Origin of the sequence: Shigella sp. FC1544 (assembly GCF_001722145.1) — a bacterium.
Lineage (GTDB): Bacteria > Pseudomonadota > Gammaproteobacteria > Enterobacterales > Enterobacteriaceae > Escherichia > Escherichia coli.
Genome location: NZ_MECT01000214.1, coordinates 1 through 2,569, shown reverse-complemented (window position 1 = coordinate 2,569; position 2,569 = coordinate 1). Strand labels below are relative to the sequence as shown.

The window sequence follows — 2,569 nt, the reverse complement described above, 5'->3', positions numbered from 1 at the left end:
ATATCGGCAAAACGGGGAAGCATCAGAAGGGCGGGGCGACTCCGTCCGGCCAGTGAACCGTGCCACACTCCGGGCAGTACATACCGCCGGCGCTGATACCGGAAAGAATGGTCGCAAATTCCCGCTCCGTGCAGCGGGCGATTTCCGGATACCCTTCGTCATCAACACGTACAAACCAGAAGACCAGCTTTTTGTTTCCGGCATCCACAAAGAACGGAATATTCAGGTCTGCGCAACACTCAACGGCATCGTCAAAATTATCAAAGCGCAGAACCTCAGCTTCTTCTTCGTCAAAAAAAATCATCTTCGTGAAGTTTTACGACATAGCGGAGGAGTTTGCTTCTTTGAGGTGCAGGTTTTCGTTTGCGTGGTTTAGCTGAACGGGCCATATAACTACCTGAAAGACAATGATATTGTCTGTTTTTATAACGGTAATCACAGGCCATGACAAGCCGCAGCCGTCAGGCCGCCTACTCGGGGCGGTTTAGAACGCTTATTTAGTACCAGATCTTACTTATAATAAAGGGGCTTGGCAGTTTGGATAAACTATTGTCCTTATTCCACTAATACAAACTTTTTGTAAAGTATATTAAATATACTTCATTTCATACTGAAATCCCCGGAAGTATTCAATCAAACAATTACACCATAAAAGGAAGAGGGGCCCCAATTAAGTTGTCAAGCATGTTTACTGCGCAATCGCTTGGTGCTCCGTCCCTGTACCCCGCATTGGTACTCTGGCGCTCATGGGGCTTCCACTTGCGCTTCTCCCTTCACATCGGGGTGACAGGTCCACGTTCCCCACAAGAGCCTGAATCGACTTCACGCCGCTTTTATGCCGGATGCCGCGCAGGCAGTAAACATATCCCACAGGAACGACTCCACCATTGTTTTGACATCATCTATATGCTTTCGACACATCATCAGCGGTTCACTTTCGTTCGTCTCTTCGAACCATACCTGATCGGCTCACGTCCGACCTTTTCCCATCTCGCTCACCACCACATCTCTTAAATGCAGCAGCAGTGGATGGTTTGGTGCCTGCGCCTGCACGCCGACACCGAGGGGCCTTCCCTCATCTCTTGTGCCGCATGGCTGCACAGGGACTCACGTCCCCAGGACGCGCCTTCGTGGCACACAGTCATCGGCATAGCAACAGTAAGCAACGGCAGGTTTCCATTGCCAGTTTTCTTTGACAGCAGTACTTCGGCCTCGCTGGATACTGTGATTCCAGTACCAGCGATCCTTTCTGGCTTTTCCACTCAGGTAGCGTTTATTCAGATACTGGTCGAACTCATTCAGTATGATGTTCGACAGCAACGGCGAGATCACACCGCCCTGTGGCATACTTTCACTGACCGCCCGGAAGAGACCAACATCAACACGGCGTTTTCCACAGCAGTCTCATAAAACGTGCATCACTGATCCTGCGGCAGACGGCTTTCATCAGCAGCCGGTGATGTACTGTGTCGAAGTAGCTGGACAGGTCACCTTCAATAACCCGGCGCCCCGTGTTTCCCCGCAGTCGGTGAGCTGTAATAGTACGTGATGTCTCCCGCCCACTTCTGGTTCGGGCCACTGGCGTAAAAATCCTGCGTCAGCAGATTTTCTGATACAGGCAGGCCGTGTGCACGGTAACTGATCGGGCTGAACTTCCGGGAGGCTTTTGCGCTCAGTTCCTGACGGCGCAGACTGGCTGCCACGGTTTTTACGTTAAAGTGGTAACCAGAGCACACAGTTCATCCGTCAGGCGTGGGGCACCGTAACGCTGGACTGGGTAAAAGCCTTGCGGACAACGCTGTCGCAGTGCTGACGGAACTGCTGACGTGTGTTTATCCTTGTCCGCCGCTGACACCACGTATACCAGCCGCTGCGGGCCACCCGGAGTACGCGGCACATTGCCTTGATGACGGTTTACGCGGTCGCCTGCGGCAACGGCTTTCCGGCTGACGGTAGTGTGGACCTTTTTACCCCGGAGAACACCGGCAAGCCCCATAACCGCCATGAGACGTGCCACAGTGCATCTGGCCACTCTGATACCTTCCCGTAACAACTGATGCCTGACTTTACGCACAGCGTATACCTGATGATTCTCATCGTATACGCGCAGTATCTCTTTCTTCAGCCAGTCATCGAGCTGCGCACGGGCACTGCGTTTATCATGATGATGTCGCTGTTGCTGACAGTGGTAATACGTTGACGGGGCAATATGCAGTTCACTGCATACCGGTCCGACCCCGTACTGCTCACGCAGCTTATCCAGCAGTGGCATTATTTTTTCCAGAGGCGGTCGAACTCCGCCTTTGCAAAATAAGCGGAAGCCAGGCGAAGGATATTGTTACTGCGGCGCAGTTCACGATTTTCACGTTCCGGCTCTTTCAGACGCTGACGTTCAGCGGTGGTGAGCCCACCTCACCGCCCCCGGTATCCCGCTCATGCTGGCGTACCCAGACACGCAGAGTCTCCAGTATACAGCCAATCTTTGGAGCAATGGAACAAATTGTCGCCCATTGTGAGTCATATTCGCCCTGACTTTCCAGAACCATACGGACTGCCCGTTGACGGACTT

1 protein-coding gene, 3 pseudogenes and 1 other annotated feature are annotated in these 2,569 nt (G+C 52.7%); of the genes and pseudogenes, 1 reads left to right on the top strand and 3 read right to left on the bottom strand.

Annotation, left to right across the window (positions count from 1 at the left end; genetic code table 11):
* Nucleotides 1-376, top strand: a 376-nt coding sequence (locus BGK49_RS30735; RefSeq protein WP_206779272.1) for a hypothetical protein, incomplete at its 5' end; no start/stop codon positions are given.
* Nucleotides 377-1,134: 758 nt separating this feature from the next.
* Here BGK49_RS30735 and BGK49_RS30425 read toward each other — a convergent pair.
* The 3 pseudogenes from BGK49_RS30425 to BGK49_RS26770 form a co-directional block, all read right to left on the bottom strand.
* Nucleotides 1,135-1,614, bottom strand: a pseudogene (locus BGK49_RS30425) (reverse transcriptase/maturase family protein); the annotation flags it as partial.
* Nucleotides 1,542-1,908 (bottom strand): annotated as a pseudogene (locus BGK49_RS26775) (IS3 family transposase); the annotation flags it as partial. The pseudogenes BGK49_RS30425 and BGK49_RS26775, both read right to left, overlap by 73 nt.
* A 1-nt stretch (nucleotide 1,909) precedes the next feature.
* Nucleotides 1,910-2,569: pseudogene (locus BGK49_RS26770) on the bottom strand (IS3 family transposase); the annotation flags it as partial.
* Nucleotides 2,201-2,317 (bottom strand) — a sequence feature (AL1L pseudoknot). It overlaps the preceding pseudogene by 117 nt.